The sequence below is a fragment of the Kitasatospora sp. NPDC059571 genome, from assembly GCF_042735675.1.
In the GTDB taxonomy this organism is placed as follows: domain Bacteria; phylum Actinomycetota; class Actinomycetes; order Streptomycetales; family Streptomycetaceae; genus Kitasatospora.
Map to the genome: position 1 here is coordinate 1 of NZ_JBHWBW010000229.1, position 873 is coordinate 873.

The 873-nt window shown below is 84.5% G+C and carries 1 pseudogene; it reads right to left on the reverse strand.

The annotated features are described in order from the left end of the window. A pseudogene (locus tag ACFV0G_RS23430) lies at positions 1-776 on the reverse strand (hypothetical protein); the annotation flags it as partial. Positions 777-873: the final 97 nt, after the last annotated feature.

Genomic DNA, 873 nt, shown 5'->3' on the forward strand with positions numbered 1-873 from the left:
GCGGCCGGCTGCGCTCCGAGGCGGACGGGGCGCTCCGCCCGGTGGGGCCCCGGGGTGGCCTGTCCGGGAACGGTCGGGCGGCCGCCGTCGGCACGGCCGTCGGACGGGGTGCCCGTGGCCGGGCGGTCGGCGCGGGGCGGGCGCGCGGCGCCGCTGCCCGGGGTGGAGCCGGTCGGTGCGGAGCCGGTCGGGGGTATGCCGTGGCCGGGGACGCCCGGGCCGTTGGCCGTGCTCGGGGCGGACGGCTGCGCGCCGGCGGTGTCGGGCGCCGGCGCGCCGGGGGTGTGGGTCGGCGGAGCGTCGGCGACCGCGGTGGAGGCGGTCCGGACAGTGGCGCGGTGCGGGCCGTCCGAGTGCGCGGGACGTGCGGCGTCGCCGGTCGGCACGTGCGGCGCCGAAGCCGCGTGCGGCGGCGTTCCGGCGTGCGGCCTGCTCTCGTGCCGCTGCGGCGGGACGTCCGAGCCGGGCCGGTCGGTGCCGGGCCGGTCGGTGTCCGACCCGTGGTGGGTCCGTTCGGCAGCGGGCGCCGGGGTGTCGCCGCGGACCGGCCCGTACGAGGGGCCGCCGTGGTCAGGGGTGTGTGCGGGCACGCCGGGGCCGTCGGCGCCGCGGACGGGGCCGAGGGCCGGACCACCGTGATCGGTCGCGTGCGCGGGGGCGCCGGAGACCTCCCCGCCGCGGACCGGACCGAGCGGCGGCGCGGGCCGCCCGCCGTCGGACACCGGACGCCCCTGGTCGTGGTCGGAGCCGTGCTGCGGCTGAGCCGCCTGCTCCACCGGCCGCGCCGGGGGGGCGCCGGCGCGCGGCGCCGGGGGGGCCGGGGCGGCGGGCGGGCGCTCCCGGGCGGGGTGGCTGCCCGCGGGGGGGGGGGCC